The 17,292-nt window shown below is 36.1% G+C and carries 13 protein-coding genes and 2 pseudogenes; 10 read left to right on the top strand and 5 right to left on the bottom strand.

The genetic code is table 11. The features are described from left to right. Positions 1–23: 23 nt before the first annotated feature. The 5 genes from RFX69_RS06645 to RFX69_RS06625 form a co-directional block, all read right to left on the bottom strand. Positions 24–1,391: an MATE family efflux transporter gene (locus tag RFX69_RS06645; protein ID WP_001135124.1), complete on the bottom strand. Its 1,368-nt coding sequence runs from the start codon at positions 1,389–1,391 to the stop codon at positions 24–26. A 106-nt stretch (positions 1,392–1,497) separates the two neighbouring features. Further along, the gene (locus tag RFX69_RS06640; RefSeq protein ID WP_000939866.1) at positions 1,498–2,652 is read right to left on the bottom strand and encodes a pyridoxal phosphate-dependent aminotransferase; all 1,155 of its coding nucleotides are present in this window, start codon (positions 2,650–2,652) and stop codon (positions 1,498–1,500) included. Positions 2,653–2,679: 27 nt separating this feature from the next. Next, entirely contained in the window at positions 2,680–3,990 is a 1,311-nt protein-coding gene (locus tag RFX69_RS06635) for a DUF445 domain-containing protein (RefSeq protein WP_001055481.1), read from the bottom strand. A 13-nt stretch (positions 3,991–4,003) separates the two neighbouring features. Continuing rightward, a complete protein-coding gene (locus tag RFX69_RS06630; protein WP_289332965.1) occupies positions 4,004–4,567 on the bottom strand; it encodes a hypothetical protein in 564 nt (187 codons plus the stop codon). A 59-nt stretch (positions 4,568–4,626) separates the two neighbouring features. Continuing rightward, on the bottom strand, positions 4,627–5,166 hold the full coding sequence (locus tag RFX69_RS06625) for a DUF924 family protein (protein WP_000999589.1): 540 nt from the start codon (positions 5,164–5,166) through the stop codon (positions 4,627–4,629). Positions 5,167–5,334: 168 nt separating this feature from the next. Here RFX69_RS06625 and gshA point away from each other — a divergent pair, with 168 nt between their 5' ends. From gshA to RFX69_RS06575, 10 genes and pseudogenes are all read left to right on the top strand, one after another. After that, positions 5,335–6,912, top strand: a complete 1,578-nt coding sequence (gshA, locus tag RFX69_RS06620; protein ID WP_000082287.1) for a glutamate--cysteine ligase — start codon at positions 5,335–5,337, stop codon at positions 6,910–6,912. A 14-nt stretch (positions 6,913–6,926) separates the two neighbouring features. Continuing rightward, positions 6,927–7,442 carry a disulfide bond formation protein B gene (locus RFX69_RS06615; protein ID WP_001240040.1) on the top strand — a complete coding sequence of 172 codons (516 nt, stop codon included), beginning with the start codon at positions 6,927–6,929 and terminating at the stop codon, positions 7,440–7,442. A 165-nt stretch (positions 7,443–7,607) separates the two neighbouring features. Next, on the top strand, positions 7,608–10,928 hold the full coding sequence (locus RFX69_RS06610) for a type VI secretion system Vgr family protein (protein WP_289332966.1): 3,321 nt from the start codon (positions 7,608–7,610) through the stop codon (positions 10,926–10,928). Then, complete coding sequence (locus RFX69_RS06605) at positions 10,915–11,541, top strand: hypothetical protein (RefSeq protein WP_309168977.1); 627 nt, start codon at positions 10,915–10,917, stop codon at positions 11,539–11,541. Before RFX69_RS06610 ends, RFX69_RS06605 begins: the two co-directional genes overlap by 14 nt. Before the next feature lie 3 nt (positions 11,542–11,544). Then, positions 11,545–13,908: a hypothetical protein gene (locus RFX69_RS06600; protein ID WP_005109247.1), complete on the top strand. Its 2,364-nt coding sequence runs from the start codon at positions 11,545–11,547 to the stop codon at positions 13,906–13,908. Beyond that, entirely contained in the window at positions 13,905–14,522 is a 618-nt protein-coding gene (locus RFX69_RS06595; RefSeq protein WP_000987758.1) for a hypothetical protein, read from the top strand. Before RFX69_RS06600 ends, RFX69_RS06595 begins: the two co-directional genes overlap by 4 nt. Positions 14,523–14,693: 171 nt before the next feature. Further along, positions 14,694–14,849, top strand: a pseudogene (locus RFX69_RS06590) (DUF1311 domain-containing protein); the annotation flags it as partial. 187 nt (positions 14,850–15,036) lie between these two features. After that, positions 15,037–15,735, top strand: coding sequence for a hypothetical protein (locus RFX69_RS06585; protein WP_271055964.1), 699 nt, complete (start codon positions 15,037–15,039; stop codon positions 15,733–15,735). 134 nt (positions 15,736–15,869) lie between these two features. After that, a pseudogene (locus RFX69_RS06580) lies at positions 15,870–16,340 on the top strand (DUF2345 domain-containing protein); the annotation flags it as partial. Positions 16,341–16,587: 247 nt separating this feature from the next. Continuing rightward, positions 16,588–17,124: a hypothetical protein gene (locus RFX69_RS06575; RefSeq protein ID WP_005109249.1), complete on the top strand. Its 537-nt coding sequence runs from the start codon at positions 16,588–16,590 to the stop codon at positions 17,122–17,124. The last annotated feature ends 168 nt before the right edge of the window (positions 17,125–17,292 follow it).

Below are 17,292 nucleotides of genomic sequence, written 5' to 3'. Positions count from 1 at the left end.
TTTTTTATAAGGTTTAATGCATTCTAAATAAGAACTTTGATCTTCTTTTTCTTCCAGATAAATTGATAATACAAGCCTTGAATAATACATAAACTGACAAATGCCAAGGCATAGGCGACCCAAATGCCTTTAAGCCCCCACATCGAACTAAACCAGTAAGCACATGGCATTTCAATAAATAAAATGGCAGAGATGTTAATCAGCATCGGTACGGTTACAGTCCCACTGGCACGCATAATTGATGCAAAAATGGCACCTGCACCAAAGAATAAAATTGCCCAAAGTACAATAAATAAAAGCTGTTGCCCTAACACCACCACAGTTGGATCTGTAATGAATAAAGCCATCAAATATTTTGAAAAGAGATAGCCGAGTGCAATTAAGGCACCTGTAAATAAAAAGTTCATTCCCAAAGCGGTGCGTGTAACACGTGCGAGTAGGTCCGACTTACCAGCACCAATCGCTTGTGCTGCAAAGATTGAGGCCGCGATGGAGATCGAAATCGCTGGAAATTGAATATAGTTGAGTACCTGATTCACGGCACCATAGGCCGCTGTGGCATGAGCTCCGAAACGGTTTACTAAACCCACAATGACTAAACCGGCCATTGAAGTGGTAATCATTTGAATACCGGTTGGAACACCTAGGCGTAAAATGATTTTACTTAATGCCGAATTATGACGGATATGTTGCAAAAGCTGACGGTTCGGCCGAAGTGGATGCTTTTTCTTATTTAGATAAATCGCAAGAAAAATTAAGATAGCAATATAACTAATAATTGATGCTATAGCTGGTGCAATAATACCGAGGGCAGGAAAGCCAAAATAACCTTTCAGCAGAATTGGTGTAATAATTACGCCGATCACGCTGGTTAAAGCCAGTGCAAGTAAAGGGGTAGTACTGTCTCCTACACCACGTAAAATTGAGGTATAGATAATATAAACAAAGAGAAGAGGACTACCTGCTAACATCCATTGCACATAAGGCAAAGAGAGGTGCATCACCTTCGGGTCCGTACCTAAAAGTTCTAAAATGTCGTGGGCAAAAAACACCCCAATGATTGCGGTAATGATACCGCCGATGATGGTCATAAACAGAGTAGAACCCACCACACTTTGAACCTTTTCTATGTCTTGTGCGCCCCAAGCCTGTCCCACTAAAACAGTGGTACCCGTTGAAATACCGATAATAAACGCAAGCAGTAAAAACAAAATGGGGAAATATACAGAAACTGCAGCGATGGCATCGACCCCCATCATTTGTCCAACAAAGATAGTGTTAATGGTACCGGACAGGTTTTGCAAGATATTGGTTGCAATCAGGGGCAATAAGAAAACAAAAAATGTTTTCCAAAGATTTTGCTGATGAATTAAAGACTGTCTTGGTGGCATGTATTCTCCATCGCCCATCTCTTTGATGAGCGGGTCGGATATTCAACTTAGCATAGTTGTAGGGAACTTCTTGTAGTATTTTTACTATGCTAAGTGACTAAATTTATTAACATTGATTCAGAATTTCTCCTGCTTTTTGCAGTGTTTCATCATTTTTTGCAAAGCAGAACCGTATTAGGCGTAAAGACTCTGGGGCTTGTTGGTAAAACACCGAAACAGGAATAGCCACAATCTTATGTTGCTCGGCAAGAAACTGGCACATTTCCACATCGTTTAAGTCAGGTCTAATCTGGCTGTAATCAAGGTTTTGGAAATAAGTTCCTTGCGATGGTTTAAGCAAAAAACGGCTATTGTGGATCGCCTGATTAAATCGGTCTCGTTTAGTCTGATAAAACTGTGAAAGTTCCTGAATATGTTCTGGGTGTTGCTGCATATATTGCGCAAGTGCAATCTGACATGGTGTTGTGCCACAGAAATTAACATATTGATAAATCTGGCGGAACAAACGCATTAAATCAGGTGAAGCAACACAGTAACCGGTTTTCCAGCCTGTGACATGGAAGGTTTTTCCAAAAGAACCAATCACAAAACTACGTTCTCTGAGCTCAGGGAAATGCAACGCGCTAAAGTGCTGTTGACCATCAAAAACTAAGTGTTCGTAGACTTCATCAGATAAAACTACAATATTTTTATCCTGAATTAGTTCAATGAGTTCTAACCAGTCTTGTTTGGACCAGATTGTACCTGTTGGATTGTGGGGAGTATTTACCACAATCATACGGGTTTTATCGTTAATTCGATCTTTAACTTGTTGCCAGTTCACCTTAAAGTCAGGTGCTTGCAAGGCAATATGTACTGCTTTACCACCTGCTAACTCGACAGAAGGTCCATAGCTGTCATAACTCGGGTCAAAAATAATGACTTCATCACCTGTGTTGATGCAGGCTTGTATGGCACAGAAAATTGCTATGGTTGCACCCGGCGTAATCGTGATTTGAGTTACAGGATCAAGTTGAAGCTGATCACGTTGTTGAAATTGTAAAGCGAGCTGTTCACGCAGTGCGAGAATGCCATCACCAGGTGGATACTGATTGTGTCCAGCCAAAGTTGCCTGAGATAGGGCTTCGAGCAAAGCAGGGGGTGCAGGAAAATCCGGGAAACCCTGTGAAAGGTTAAGTGCACCCAAGCGCTGTGCCATTGCCGTCATCGTACTAAAAATAGTCACCCCTTGTGCGGGCAATTTGGACTGAAGCTGTAGCATATTGTTCTCTTAAGGAAATTATTAACGTTATAAAATTGATTCAATCGCTGCTCGTATTACACCTAGAGTTAAGCCGATAAATGCACCTACCACAACGCCATTCACACGAATCATGTGTAAGTCGCCACCGACTTCGTTTTCAATTTTTCCAATCATTTCACGTGAGTCCCACTCATGAATGCGCTCACTCACATAGCGTATGATTTTATGGCTATATTGGTCCGTAAAGTTCATGGCAAGTCCTGTCATTTCTTTGTTGAGAACTTCACGTACTTTTACATTTTGGACAAGGTTTTCACCCAACTGCTGAATGGCAGCTCTAAGGTTCATTGCAATACCAGAGTCTTCTTTCATTAAATCTTCTTTAATGGCATCACATAAAATAGTGACAGCACCACTAATGAAATTTAGGACCTGAGGACTATCTAGCAGCGCATCTTTGCCACTATTTAGACGTTGGCTGGCAATACTCTCAGGGTTTGCTAACTCCAGCATGAGCGAGTGGGCAATAGTTTCAATTTCCTGTCGCCATGGGTGTTCATGGTCAGCCAGCATTGATTCTACTTTTTCAACCAGTGAATCAATGGTGCGCTGCTGAACATCAATACCGATCCAGCTTGCACCTTTTGCAAGAGACCAGACCCCCAGCGCTTTAAACATTTTTCTTGTCAATTCGCGAGTTTTATCTGGATTTTGTACCACCCACTCATGCGCGATATCGAGGCCACGTTGCAGTACATCTTGGTGGAAATCATTTTCCAATACTGCACGCAGCATTTCACTCGCAAGTTTATTGACTTGAGTGTTACGCACCCATTGCACACTGTTGTTTTGCACGAAATTGGCAATTTGTTCTTGGCTCACAAATTCAAAAACTTTAGGTACAGTTTGCTGAATGAGTTGTACCACTTGCGTATTGTTTTGTGGACTGGCAAGCCATTGGCCAATGGCAAGACTTAAATCGGTTTTTTCTAGGCTTCGTTCGACCACCTGAGGCGACAGGAAGTTTTCCTGCACAAATCGACCCATTGATTCGGCAATACGTGCCTTATTACGTGGAATAATTTCAGTATGATCACGCAAAAACTTAGGGATAGGAAGCTTACCAAATGGGTTTCGAAACAGAACGGTAATCGCATACCAATCTGCTAGTCCACCCACTACACCAGCTTCCGCACCTAGCATTAAAATATGAATTAAGTCTGTGTACTCTGGCAGAAAGCGATTGGCGATCAATAACCCAATCCACAGCACCACCACAATAATAAGTGCCATCGTAGCGAAATATTTGCTGCGCTTCAGATTGGGTGCATGGTGTACTTCTTCTGCCATATTCATACGGTCATCCTATTCATTTTTGTTTTACTGGCGGCTCAGGTGGTGGCAACAATTCTCCTGTCGGGCTTAAACCATATTTTTGTCCGATAGATTTGAGAATTAACGTTGCATCAAAGGCATCTTGAGGAGCCTGCTTTTGATCCCGATAACATTCAATAGTATACGACACTTGAACAGGGTCGATATTGACCACTTGTGGGAAATCATAGAACGGATCATGCCAGAAACCCGGATAGCGGCGGTAGTAACCATACGGGTAAAAGCTTGGTGCAGATGGGTAAACTACAGCTTGACGCGGTGGCTTTTGGCTTTGATTACTTGGGTCGTTCAGTACTTTAAAAAAGCGGAAACCTTTTTGTACTGTAGTCTGTGCTGATTTCACCAAAGTAATTTCTTCGGCTGCTCCATAGCTCATGTTTGGATCAGCCTGAAAGCTGATTCGAAACGTTTGAGCATTTAACGGATAGGCCGAAAACTGGCCAAGCTGATCGAAAGTTTTTGGTTTGCTGGATACAGTTGAACAAGCACTTAAAGTTATGGCAGTGCCTAAAGCTAAACAAAGAGAGAGATATTTCATAGTGAACTCCCAGCTGAGCATAAAAGAATGGATGCGTCAGCATTAAAAATAGAGAAGTCTTAAAAACTACTGTTCGGTTCTAATAAAAATTCGGTTTCCTCTGGTGTTGAGACACGTCCAAGGATGGCATTGCGATGAGGATAACGTCCAAAGCGATCTATAATCACTTTATGTTTTTTCTCAAAGCTTAAATTAATTTCATTGCCGAGGCGTTGAAATAATTTTAAAGCAAACTCATGAATCAACTTCGATTCACTATGCATAAATGGCATGTACAAAAACGAGCGCTGCTCTGGATTAAGTTGTGCATCGAGTTGCAAACTAATTGCTTCTTGTGACAAGGCTAAAGCAAGACTGTCATAAGCAAAAGATTCGGGTTGATCACGATAAATGTTGCGAGAAAACTGATCTAGCACAATAATCTCTGCAAGACGACCTTCTGGTGTTTTCCGCCAAGACCAAAGTTCTGCTCGAGTTGCCTGTCGATGAACGTCTGCAAATTGATCACGAATTTTTGCGTCAAAATCCTCACTTTTTGCAAACCAGAGTGAACGGTGTTCAGGTGAAAACCAGAAGTTTAAAATGTCTTGATCGTTCATGATATTGACAACTCTTTAGCAATTATTCTTCAATAAAATCACAATTCTTTCGTGTCTTAAATAACAAGATTGTGATAAAAATTGCCAAACTGAAATGATGTGATCATATCAATAGCCGTATCATGTCACGATTTTGTATATAGTGATCTTTTATAAGCGAGCAAATGCATGAGTCAACCCACTACACCATCTCAATCAGTTATTCCTGCTTGGGTGGATTCGTCGCTACTACAAGGCATGTTACGTGGAATAGAACGTGAAAGCCTACGTATGCAAAGTAATGGGTTCTTATCACAAGAGTTACATCCAAAGGCATTAGGTTCAGCTTTAACACATCCGAAAATCACCACAGATTATTCTGAAGCGTTGATGGAGTTTATTACTTCACCACAGCCAACCATTGGTGATGCCTTGCATGAGCTCACCGATATTCATGCGGTTGTGCACCGTCATTTAGAAAATGGTGAAAAGCTCTGGCCGTTGTCTATGCCATGTATGCTAGATGACAATGAAGAACGTATTCGTCTAGCTCAATATGGCACTTCTAATATTGGCCGTTTCAAGACTCTTTATCGCCGTGGTTTGGGTATTCGTTATGGTCGTCGTATGCAGACGATTTCGGGCGTACACTATAATTTATCTTTTCCAGATTCGCTTTTTACTGCCTTGCAGGCACATGAAACTGACGAAAAATTAAAAGCACTTAGTCTGCAAGATTATCGTAGTCATCGCTATTTTGGACTTATCCGTAACTTTATTCGTTTAACGCCACTGGTTATGTTTTTGGTGGGAGCGAGTCCATCGGTTTGCCGTTGTTTTCTGACGGGTCATGAACACCATTTGTTGCCTTTAATCAAAGGGTCATATTATTTACCGTATGCTACAGCTCTGCGTATGGGACGTTTAGGCTACCAAAACTCGGCACAAAAAAGTTTAGGCATTCACTATAACAACTTAACTGGTTATCTGGACGGTTTACAAAAAGCAGTACATTCTCCATACCCGCCATTTAGCCGTTTAGGGTTAAATGATGCCTCTGGTGAACCATTGCAAATTAATGATCATGTTTTACAAATCGAGAATGAATATTACAGTCTCGTGCGTCCAAAACAAGTTCCTCAAGCGGGTGAAACACCGTCTCAAGCCTTGAAAAATCGAGGGGTGGGTTATGTTGAACTTCGTGCAGTGGACGTAAATCCATATTCGGCAATTGGCGTCAATGAAACAACAGCAGGTTTCCTTGAGGCATTAGCGCTTTATTGTTTATTAAGCGATAGTCCTGAACTGTTATGCCCTGAGCAAGATTTGATTGAGAAAAACCAGACAGAAGTGGTTAACCGTGGTCGAGCACCAAACGCAACCATTACTGATTTAAACGGGTCTTATCATATTGAAGATTGGGCACGTCAGCATATTTCTAAAATGCAGGATTGTGCTCGCTTACTCGATCAGACCTATGCCACAGATCTATACAGCTCGGCTTTGGCTGTGATGCAAGAACGTATTGATGAAGTAGATGAAACATTATCTGCTCATGTGATTGATGACACATTAAAGCATGGTGGAACCTGGAGCTTTGGTAGTCATATGGCACAGTTACATGCTGAAACTTATGAAAAGCATGAGATTAGTGCAGAGACTTTGCAATATTTTGAACAATTGGCTGTGCAATCTTTACAGCAGCAAGAACAACTTGAGCAAGATAATCAGATCAGTTTTGATCAATATCTTGAACAATATAGATAAAAATGAGGTTTTACATGCGATTAAGTTACCGTTTGGTGAGTGGACTGCTTGTTCTGGCAAGCATTGTCGGCATGTCTTTTGCGTTGTATTTGGAACATGTAAAAGGGTTGGAGCCATGTCCGCTCTGTATTTTTCAACGTGTTGGCTTAATGGCAATGGGTTTTGTGGCTCTTATTGCGTTTTTGCATAACCCGGTTTCCAATGCGATTAAACGCTTTTATGCATTTTTGGCAGGTGTTGCAATTTTATGGTCAGTGGGAGTGGCGGGCCGACATGTTTGGCTACAGCATTTACCACCAGATCAAGTACCAAGCTGTGGTCCGGGTTTAAATTACCTCATTGATGCTTTACCAATGAAAACCGTTTTACAAGAAGTACTTTCTGGCTCAGGTGAGTGTGCGGCAATTGACTGGACTTTTTTAGGTCAGTCTTTACCAGTTTGGTCATTGGCCTATTTCCTTTTACTATTATTGGTTTGTTTATGGCAGTTATTCCGTTTTTATCCAGTGTTTAAGACGGCTAAAAAGTAAGTTTAAAGTAATTAAAAAAGGTTCAACTTAAGTTGGGCTTTTTTTATAACTTTCGAATAAGTGAAAATATAAAAAAATTGATAGAAATAACGCATAATTTTGTAGACAGATAGTTCTGTTTTTTATAAAGTGCAGCCGTTTATATATCCTTATGATTATAAAAAAATGCTTTTTAATATATTTAGTGTCTTGGAAAAAATAGGGCTAAATGCTCAGAAACGTGCTATCCACGTACAATTTTCTAATGAACTACTCAATCATCAAGTATTCTTACAACGTATAGAAGGCCAACATCAGCTAAATGGTGGCCTAATGGCAGAATTGATCTGCCTTTCAACCAATGCCCAAATTGCATTGAAGCAATTTATTGGTGTTCAAGTCGCTGTTGATCAGGTCACTGATTCGGGGCAATTGTTCCGAACTACAGGTATTGTGACTGAGGCCAGTTATGGACAAAGTGATGGCGCTTTAACGCTTTATAAGCTGACTATAGAAGATGCGACAAATTTATGGCACAAACGCCGTAATAGTCGTGTTTTTATGAATAAAAGTATCGTAGAAATTACCGAAGTTCTATTTAAAGAATGGCAAGAAAAAAGTCCACTGTTTGCTGCGAGTTTAAGTCTTGATTTGGGTGGGTTAAGTCAAAACTATGATATTCGTCCGTTCACTATGCAGCACAATGAGTCTGACTATGACTTTCTCACACGTTTGTGGCGAAGTGAGGGGGTTAGTTGGCTCATTGATGAATCAGAGCTTTTTGTCCCTCATTTTACTGCACCAATACAAGCTCAAAAACTAAAATTAATTGATGACAATAACCAATACCAAGCTTTAGCACGTCGTAGTATTCGCTATCACAGAAGTAGCGCAACCGAATATCAAGATAGTATTACAGGCTTTGTTGCAGTGCGAAGTCTGCAACCGACTGCCGTACATGTACAGCGTTGGCAGCCCGATGCGTTAGCGCAAGAAGAGGGTAATGGTTCAGTTGTTACTACCCATACACACTCAGATAACTTTGATTCGGCTACTTTAAGTCTTGAGCAAGCATGGCACGTAAGCCCCGCCTGGATGCAAGATTTAAAAGGGGAAGATCAGGCAACCGCTTCAAGCAGTAGCCAATTAGAAAAATTAAATCAGCACTTCACTGACATGCATGCGAGTCGGGCCAAATACTTTAAAGCCTACAGTAGTGTGCGCGATACCCAAGTCGGCTATTGGTTTAATTTAAGAGAGCACCCTGAAATTGATCAGCATGAAGGAGCAGATCAAGAGTTCCTAATCATTGCTAAAAATTTCTATAACCAAAATAATTTACCTAAAGATTTACATCAGCAAGTTAGCCAGTTATTAACCCAAAGTCGTTGGGATCAACATGGTTACGATGATATCGAACGTCAAAGTAATGAGCTGACCTTAATACGCCGTCAAATCAAAACGGCACCTGAATACAATCCGGAACAGCATCGACCAATTGCCTATCCACAAAGAGCGAAAGTCGTGGGACCTGAGGGAGAAACTATTCATGTCGATGAATGGGGACGTATTAAAGTACGTTTTCTATTTACTCGTAGTGATGATCATGGCCATGACGGTGGTGCAGGTAGCAATGACAATGATACTGACTCGGCTTGGGTGGATGTACTGACTCCTTGGGCAGGAGAAGGTTATGGTGCACGTTTCTTGCCACGTATTGGTGAAGTGGTTGTCATTGACTTTTTTGATGGCAATATTGACCGTCCATTTGTGACGGGTCGAATCCATGAAGCACAGCGTTCACCAACTAAATTCGATGTAAAAGGGCAGCTTCCTGATACTAAAAAGCTAAGTGGCATACGCAGTCAGGAAATCAATGGAAGTGGCTTCAACCAATTACGCTTTGATGACACAACAGGGCAGATCAGTACTCAACTCCAAAGTAGCCATGCGGCAACACAGTTGAATTTAGGTAATTTAAGCCATCCTAAAGAACAAGCGACAAGCCAAGGCCGTGGTGAAGGCTTTGAGCTTAGAACAGACGCTTGGGGAGCTGTGCGGGCGGGTAAAGGCATGCTCATTAGTACCTATGCACAAGAGCAAGCGATTGCAGATCATTTAGAGGCTGCACAAGCACAATCTTTACTTTCACAAGGCTATGAAAGCATGAAAATGCTCAGTGAAGTTGCAGCCAAGCAACAAACTGATGCTTTAAACGTAATTAATCGCTTACCTAAATTTATCCAATCGCTTGAGCTAAAAACCACAGGTCAGGCATTAAATAGTACGGTAAACCTATTCAAAGAAGGAATTAATAACGATCCTATCCATGCCCTAAAAGACTGCGGTGGCTTTATTCAAGACATTGGTGCACTAGGGGGAAATGCAAAAGGCGTTGTAGATGAATTTAATTCTTTCTTTAGCGATGCTAAAGATGCAGTAGAAAATTTAAAAGCATTTATCGAAAACGTTGAAGAACATGGCCCTGATATTGTTAAAGGAAAACTCGCAAGTATTAAAGACCGAATTCATAAAAATCCATTTGAAAGTATTCAAGAGGTCGGGAAAGTCTTAGCAAATGTCGAGACTAAAGACTTTGATTTGATGAGTACGTGCGGAACTTTTAGTAAAGGCAGTAAATTGGAAGTATCACCTTCTAAAGCATTGAGTTCTTTACAAGGCTTTATGGAGGGTTATACCCAAGGTTTAGAAAGCAGTTCCGATACTAAACAACAAGAGCAAGGCAAGATCTTCAGACAAGCCCTTATGTTGTTAGCATCGCCAAATGGTATTGCTTTGACGACGCCTGAAAATATTATTTTGCAAGCTTCGCAAGATATTGCCGAAAGTGCCAGCGGTTCTATTAATTTAAGTGCGCAAAAAAATATTATTGGGCACGCACAAGACAAAATCAGTTTGTTTGCTGCGCAAAAGGGTTTGCGTGCTTATGCAGCGAAAGGAAAGCTCGAACTACAAGCACAAGATGATGCTATTGAAGCAATTGCGAAGAAGGTGATTAAGCTTATTTCTACTGAAGATAAAATCGAGCTTACGAGTCCAAAAGAAATTGTATTAACGGCAGGTGGGTCACAGCTCAAAATTAATGCCAATGGCGTATTTTCAACAACAGGTGGTAAGTTTGAAAGTAAAGCTGGGCAGCATTTGTTTACGAGTGGAGCAACAGTAAATGCTGAGTTGCCGAAAATGCCAGAAACAGGAATGTACAGTATGAGATTTGATTTAAGTCAAATATTTGATACTAAAATATTAAAAAATATGGAATATAAATTAATTAATCATTCTAAGAAAATTGAAGCTGTATATGAGTTTGAGCAAGAAAGTAGCGCAAGAGTTTATAGTGATTCTGTTGATAATGTAGAACTCGCTTTAGTGCCAGGAGTTTATTTAACAGAAATTAAAGAGTTAATTTCTGAACAGGAAGCTGAGTCATTAGATGATGAAGATATTGATAGCTGTGGTTGTGGAGAAGAGCATGAACATGATTGAAATTTTACAAAGTAAGAGATCACAATTTTATTTACTTGATATTAATAGCTTAATCATTTTAGCTCTTGCTTTTTGTGGAGTTATTATTAGTTCGACTGTCTATGCAAAAGATATATTTAATGTTGAATTAAAATGCAAAGGGAATGATCAAGAATATTGTGATATTGTAAAAAATTCTGATAATAAAACTACTTTCATTTTAAGAAATATGAGATATCCTGAAGTTGATAAAGTAAATGAAAATATTTTTCATGCTTATGGTAGTTGTGGTTCACCATGTCAATATCATTTTTTTATAAGTAAAATACAGGAAGATCAAACTAAAGAATTTATTGCTTTAGATAAAAAAAATAATTGTTTAATTGAAAGTGATTCCAAGAAAAATATTATCTATGCTAGAAAGCTATTTAATAAAAATAAAAAAATAATAGCTAATTTGAAAAATAAAGAATTTGATAATGTTCCAATAGATAGCGCTATATATAATTCATTTCAAGAAAAATCATATTTTGATGATAAAGGACAATTACATTTAGTAGCAATGTTAGCGGATGTAGATAAAAATGGTAATAGTTTGTATTTTAATAAAATAATTAAGAAAACTTGTGAGTAATAAATGAGCTATAGCGAAGATTTTAAAATATTTGTTGCAACTATTAATGGTGAAGCTGAAAATTGTAGTGAAACTTCATGGAAAGTTATTGCGCATACAATGAGAAACAGAGTTGGTTTCGCAAACTGGAAATCCTGGAGCACTATTATCCAAATCGTTACAAAAACAGGATATGATGCATACACCCAGAAAAATTCGCCTTATAAAAGAGCAAAAAAAGCTTTAGATTCAGGTGATATTTCACCTAAATTAATGAGTTTGATTAAAGCAGTAGAACCTATATTTAATGGAACAGAACCCGATTTTACAGGCGGTGTTGTGTATTATTATAGCCCTAAGGCACAGGCACAATTACATAAATCTGATCCTTCTAATTACCCTTCTTTAGTTCCTGATTTTGTAGTAAGTAAATCGAATCCTACTCAACAAGTTCAAATACCAGGGACTGAAAAGGATGATATGCGTTGGTATAAAGTCTTAACTTCAATATTTGATGTTTCATTTGTTGATAATGCTGGAAATCCATTAGTTGGTGTGACAGTTGATGTAGTATATAACGATAAAAAACCAGTCCCTTTATTCAAGGATTTAATTACAGACCAAAAAGGGAAGATAAAAAAAGTTAAGGTTTGTAACTATATGGGTGCTAGGTTTAAGGTTAATGGTGTTTTAGTAAAAGATAAGAATAATAAAGAGATCTCTTTATTAGGTGATGGTAAAAATTATGCATCAGTTATTGTAGTAAATAATGGGAAAGGAGGTATTAAGTCGAAAACAGATATACATAACCAAGAGCCTATCCCTGGTCAAAAGCAAGAATCTGTAAAAATAGATTCTAAGGCTGAAGTAAATAATGAAAAAAAAGCGGAAGTCAGTGATAATAATACTAAACAAAAAAATGTTAATTTTAGTATTAAGGTCATAGATAGTGAAAATAAAGCGATTCCAAATTTTTCTTATTTTCTCAAATATAAAAATGCAGAAAAGAAGCATAGTGTAGGGGCTAATGGTATTGAAAATAACTTAGTAGCATTAAGTGGCGAGGAGATTACGGTTTTAATTAGTGGGCTAGACTCAAAACAAGAAATTATTCGTTTTACAGCACAAGAAGGTATGGGCGAAAAGACGATAAAGCTTAATTTACATACTTTTAATATTCTTTTTAGACATAAAGATACGAAAAAACCTATAACAAATTTGAATTTAATTCAAAAATATAGAAATCAGATAAAGCAAAAAAAGACTGATGGTAATGGAAAGATAACTGTTAGTGCAATGCCAGGATTCGAGCTGAATTATAAATTAAGAGATGAACGGAACTTATTGACTATCAAAGTTGATAAAAATAAATCGCTTCGTGTTATCGATGTTGACTCGTCAGCAATAGAGCAAGCATCAAAAAATATAAAGATAGGGACTAAAGTTGTAGAAATAGCTCAATCTAAACAACCCGTTCCTTCCTCAAAACAGAAGCACCCAGTGGAAACTCATGACTCTACTCCCAAGAGAGATGAAAAAGTAAAAATTAGTACAGACGGGCATCCAAAAACATTAGTTAATGATAATGGTGAAACTGAATTTATAGTGTATACATATGATCAGAAAACTAATCAATTATTTAGTGGTGGTAATTATTCGATTGAATATAAAGGTAACAAAAAAAGACATTCAAGCGGTATACACGGAATAGGGAAAAAAATACATAAGGGAGAAATTGGTCAAAAGATAAAAATTACAGCTTCGAGTGGTGGAAAGGAATTTATTGCTTTTGATGGTAATTTAAGCAGAGGGATGAAAGCTTTTGAGTTAAAGATAGATAGATCTGTCATTCCTAGTGTGTCAGATGTAATAATAAGTTTTAAAGGTGTTAATGAACAATCTAGACAAGCTATCGTAAGCCAGAAAACAAAAAATGTACTAGCTTATTTAGCTAAAGAAGCAAATATGGATAAACTTTATATTACAAGTACAATAAGGACTCCAAGAGCTCAGGCAGAAGCAATGTATATTAAGGCAACAAAATATGCTAAACCAGGAGAGGACGTAAAAAAAGTTAAAGCAGAATGTATTGCTAAAGGGCTTGGAAAAGAGGCAACTATTCAAAAAATGGTTGAAAAAATTGTTGAGTTTCAAAATAAAGGGGTAAGAGTTTCGAAACACTGCGTTTCAGAAGAGCAATATAGAAAAAATAATATTATTGATTTAGGTACGAATAGTAATGGTTTTGGAACAGGAAATACTTTGAATAGTGTAGGAAAAAGATTTAAAGCTGTTTGTGAGAAAGCTTTAAAAGATGGAATTATTTCGGGTTTTATTTCAGCAGATGTAGCAGGTGAAGGTGCTATGCACATAGAGATTATACAATGATGAGCAGATTATTTCTTTTATTTGTAATTAGTTTAATGTATGCATGTACAACTGAGGCGGATCAGCCTAAATCAAGTAACACAAAACTTTATTTTTCATATCGAATCTGTGAAAAGGCAGGAAAGTGTAAGAATTTTACACCTACAAAAAAGATGGATAATTATCTCTTTAAAAGACTTGATCCTGCATATGATGAATTTTATATAAAAGATAATAATGGTAATTTTACCTTATATTATAAAAATGTTTATAGTGAAGATGTTCAAGTTGGATGGGCAGAAGCTAAAGCTGATAAAAATAATAGTAGTGAGTTGAGTTTAAATATTGATAAAGTTAACCTAGCCTTGGGTGGGATTGATTTTATAAAAAATGGATATGCAACTAAACAGGCTGAATCAAAGAATTTTAAATCGGGAATCTATTATTTAGCTGATAATTATACGGGTGCTCCATATTATCAAAAGCAAAAAATATTTTTTAAGAAAAATGCTGGAGATTTAGTATTGGACTGTAATAGTTATTTGAATAATCCCTCTGTAAAGAATGAATCTTATGGAGTTTTTTATGGAGTATGTTCTGAAGGGGAAAAAGTATATTTTAAGCAGGTAAACTGATTTAGTTTTTCTTTTTGAATAAAAATGTAAGAATGGTAAGTCTTACATTTTTCAACCTAACATAGTTTATTAAAATGAATAACTTAGGTGTGATATTTGTTTTTAGGATTAGAAAAAAACTATAAAAATAGCAACTTGTCTGAGTTTTGATTTTTATTGAAGGTACATATAGTGAGAACTAGTTTTATTAAATTTTATAATTTTTTATTGGTTCCCAGCTTATGTATTTTCTCAAATGCTGCAGATTATAAACAACAACAGTTAGATGAAAAAATAATATATAGTAATAGTGAGCATAGTCTAAACGATTTATATCCTGTCATAAAAAAACTATACTGAAGAGTTAATTAGTTAAAATACTACAATAGATAATATGAATAAGTTAACTAACAACTACAAAGATACTCATCTTCATTTTCAGCTAGAAGTATATTTTTTTTAGAGGTAGAATTAGACGAAAGATTTCCCAATAGCATTATAAATGTAAATTTGCCGTATTAATTTTGAGGTACTTATGAAAAATCTAAATTCTTTTGCAATGGTGATAGCTTGTAGTGTATCTTTCAATATTTGTTATGCAAAAGACAATAGCGAGTGGAACGATTATTTACAAGATTCTACCCAAATAAATTCACCTATAGAATATATAGATTCTTATAATAAATATACAGTTATAAATCCTAATTTAAAAATTAAATTAGTAGATTTTGGTAATATTAGTAAAACTAAAAAAGATATTAAATATTCTTTAAAAAAATATGGAGTTCAAATTTTAAATCGGAAAGAGCTATATAATATTTTTGAAGGTAAAGTTCCTTTAAAATCTAATGTTGACTTTATATTGTTATACAATGATAAAAATATTGTGGCTTTTAGAATTCGGGAAAATAGTAATATAGATTATGTGAAAGAACCATATAAAAATTTTACTACAAATGCATATTTTTATAATTTGATAAATAATAAATTTATTGAAGTACCAGTTTTGAATTCAGATAGTGAGGATAAAAGTAAGTCGACCGATATCTTACAAGGAGATCAGTTAACATATGATTCAAAAAAAGGACAATATATTTATCTAGCAAATATAAAATCTTATAAAACAGGAAAAACTCAATCTATAAAAACTATTTTTAATAGTAATTTAAAGTGTATTTCATCTACTTTAGGATGTGAGACAATAGGGGTTCTTCCTGCTACAAAAGCTAATTAGTGTAAAAAGCCCAATATAAGTTGGGTTTTTCCAATATCTTTTAAATCTTTAAGTACATACAAGGTCTGCTATCAATTATAAATTTCAAAATGATTTAAGCTTTAAAAGATAGCTTTATGTGAATCTGGAACTTTTTTAGTAAAGGTAGTAAATTGAAAGTATCACCTTCTAAATCATTGAGTTCTTTTAAAAGCTTTATAGAGGGTTATACCCAAGGCTTAGAAAGTAGTGCAGATGCGCACAACAAGAACAAGACAAAATTAGTTTGTTTGCTGTACAAAAGGGTTTACGGGCTTATGCAGCAAAAAGAAAGCTCGAGCTGCAAGCATGAGATGATGCTATTAAAGCAATTGCTAAGAAAGACATCAAACTAATTTCTTCTACTGAAGAAAAAATGAGCTTACAAGTCTTAAAGAAATTGTATTAACAGCAGGTGGGGCACAGCTTAAAATTAATGCTAATGGTGTATTTTTAATAATAAGTATAAAAGTAAAGCTGGGCAGCATTTGTTTACGATTAGGGGAATAGTAAATGCTGAGTTGTTAAAAATAATTGAGAGTGAAGTTTTTAGTCGAGATTTAAATATAATGATATTTGCAATTTAGAAAATTTAAAAGATTAAATTAGATTTAAAATCATGAAAAAATAATAAGAAATATATCGGGATGTTGTCTAAAATTCAATTTATGAGTAGTAGTAATAATAAAATTATTATAAAATCAAAGGGGTAAATGAAGTGCCTTATAATTATAATATGGGGTAGGTAATGGAATCCAAAATCAGCTTAAAGAAGCTTTAGATAGTGAATATAAAGGTGTCTTAAAAGATAAATCTAATCAATTTGGAGTAAAAATGAAACGTAGTCTAATATTGCTACTGAGCACATTTATCTCAATACAAGCTTTTGCTGAAGACAACGCATGTGAAAAAATTTGGGATAGTTTCAAGCATAAGAATGAAAGTATCAAAATTGATAAAGTTACTGTCCTATGTAAACAAATTTGGGAAGATACTAATAAAGCAAGATTAGTAAAGACTGTTGGCTTAAATCCAAAAGATGCTCAATGGATGTCAACAGGGGAGTGTCAAATTATTGAAGTTAATAAAAATAAATATCAAGTTTATTATGCTTATCTAAAAAATGACCATAGTGATATAAGTATTATTAATGATAATAAGGGCAATTATTTTTCATATTTCAGAAATTTAGGCCGCTATGATATATTTGAAGATAAGTTTTTTCCAACAAAAAAAGCAAATAAAAATGGTGTGGAGTTAAGTTGTCCTGGTTTGGGGAGTTTTGAGGAATTAAAACCTATTTTAAGCTCATATATCAGTAATAAAAAAATTGATATTAAGCGATTTAGTTTTGAGGACTTAAATAAATAAAAATAGTAAATCTATAAATCAAAAATCATATCCATTAACGCGATATAGAGCTGGATTGGACACATTGATATTAATTCTTTATTAAATTTTTTGTAGCATCCTGCTAAACAAATTCAGATCATTGGAGAATGAATAGAACTTATTTGCAAACGGTTAAGAAATAAAAGC

This window comes from Acinetobacter sp. 148 (genome assembly GCF_031196675.1).
In the GTDB taxonomy this organism is placed as follows: domain Bacteria; phylum Pseudomonadota; class Gammaproteobacteria; order Pseudomonadales; family Moraxellaceae; genus Acinetobacter; species Acinetobacter baumannii.
This window is presented reverse-complemented; position numbering and strand designations above follow the sequence as displayed.